This is a genomic window from Rhizobium sp. PDO1-076, from assembly GCF_000247475.1.
Taxonomy (GTDB): Bacteria; Pseudomonadota; Alphaproteobacteria; order Rhizobiales; family Rhizobiaceae; genus Allorhizobium.
In genome coordinates this window covers 1-1,800 of sequence record NZ_AHZC01000246.1, presented here as the reverse complement: position 1 = coordinate 1,800, position 1,800 = coordinate 1, and the positions used below count along the sequence as shown (strand labels likewise).

General features: G+C 52.4%; 2 protein-coding genes. Both read right to left on the bottom strand.

The features are described from left to right. Window positions 1–252 precede the first annotated feature (252 nt). Window positions 253–603: a zf-HC2 domain-containing protein gene (locus tag PDO_RS29440; RefSeq protein ID WP_081593189.1), complete on the bottom strand. Its 351-nt coding sequence runs from the start codon at window positions 601–603 to the stop codon at window positions 253–255. Then, window positions 596–1,195: an RNA polymerase sigma factor gene (locus tag PDO_RS14250; RefSeq protein ID WP_052023457.1), complete on the bottom strand. Its 600-nt coding sequence runs from the start codon at window positions 1,193–1,195 to the stop codon at window positions 596–598. Before PDO_RS14250 ends, PDO_RS29440 begins: the two co-directional genes overlap by 8 nt. Between the last annotated feature and the right edge of the window lie 605 nt (window positions 1,196–1,800).

Here is a 1,800-nt window from a genome sequence, read left to right as displayed (position 1 = left end):
TCGCCCGACGCTCTAGTCTTTGAGTGCCTATGCATCGCGGCTGGCCTGCTTGATTGAGCTGCCAACCATCAGGCGACATTATGACTACAAAATATCGGAGGGCCACGCTGGCGTTTCGGCCAGCAGCAGCCCAAAGCCAGACGGCGCAGGTTTGCTTAATTTTGAGTTCAGCGGCTGTCCAAAAGTGAAGCGTCTACGATGCATCTGATCCGTTGGCGCCGACCTGGGAAATTCAATGTTTACGGCAATCATTTAGCGGCTACAACGATGCATGCGGCGGCAGTTTCTGCGCCGAGCAAAAGGCCCCCAATTTCCCCAAAGCCAATGCCAGTCCCCGAGCTGCGACGTGATCCTGTTCCGCTCAACCCTGAATCCTGCACTCAGCACGTCCCAACTCGGCGCAAGGGACGTGTCAAAAACTGTGTCGGTCACGACATGCTTGGACAGCCGCTGCTGTCGCAAAACTTCGATAGCGCATTCGGCACAGATCAAAACGTGCCGCCTGACCACCTCCGCCTCTTCAGGCGGCAACGATCCGTTCACGTACCAGGGGATAAGCGCCCATTCTTCTTGATGTGGGCATGAGTGACGGCAGTCAAGCAACGACGTTCTCCGGGAAAATTAGCGCATCGTCAGACAACATCTCCCGGAGCCGTTTGCGCGCTGTCATCATCCGCGTCTTCACAGTACCCACAGTACATCCGAGAATCTCTGCTATTTCGCTATATAGATAGCCACTGTAGTAGGTTAGTTCAATGACGGCGCACATTTGTGGAGTGAGCTGCTCAAGCGCGCTGCCGATGTCTTTCTGTTGCATGATCATTGCGGCGGTATCCTCGTCGTCGTCGATCAATTCTTCGTCCAGCAAAACATCGCACTTATGTCGATCAATACTCTGCCTCTGTTTAAGTGACAGCCTGTAGGCAATGCCAAAAATCCAAGAAGATGGTTTTGCGCGTCCCTCGAAACGATCAGCTGTTCTCCAGATCACCATGAGGGTGTCACTGGCAACTTCCTCAGCAGCCTCCGAACTACCCGTGATTCGCCCTGCGAAATGCATCAGTTTCGGCAAGTAGCGGTCATGAACTTGTTCAAAAGCATTCAGATCGCCTTGCCCAATTGCAAAAAGCAACTCGTCGTCGGTCTGGGGTTTAGGTACTGCAAAAGAGATCGATATAGTATCAATTGCCTGCATCCCGAAAGTTCACTTTGCTGTCTGCATTGATAGATCACCCACCGGCAGCTTCAATCCTGCCCGCCTCCAATTTCATTTCCACTCACAAGTGCTTCCTGAGCAGGGTACTTGGCGTGGAAACGTAAACTTGTAGAGCCACCAGCGCCACCCCTGTAGGACAATGCGCGAGAATCCCAACAATGAACGGCGATGCATACCGAGGCTTTTGTATTTTGATGCGACCAGACCAGAATGCCGTCAATGTCATCCTATCGCTATGTGGCACAGCGACAAAGCCAAGATCTGGGTTGCGTCGTTTCACACCGTAGGTCACTCGGGATCTCATCGATTTCAGCGTCACTTCGAACGTCGTGGGCAAAACTTAAAATACAACGCTAAAACTGTGACCGACTGCTGCTGCCTTTTTGCATAGCCAGTCGCTTGCTCGACAAGCCGTTGCTTCAATTTGCCTTCTTTGCCTTACGCGTATGATCTGCTAAGGGTAGCAGATCATACAAGTTTCGGCTGATTACCTCTTTTCAGCGCGTGCATTTCTCTTGTCGATGTATGCAACGGCCGCATCCGTCGCTCGTCCAACACGGCAGTCGACGCCGCGACTGTATCTC

Excerpts from the sequence above, each read along its gene's own strand:
- PDO_RS14250 (WP_052023457.1), bottom strand. The coding sequence starts at position 1,195 with ATGCAGGCAATTGATACTATATCGATCTCTTTTGCAGTACCTAAACCC.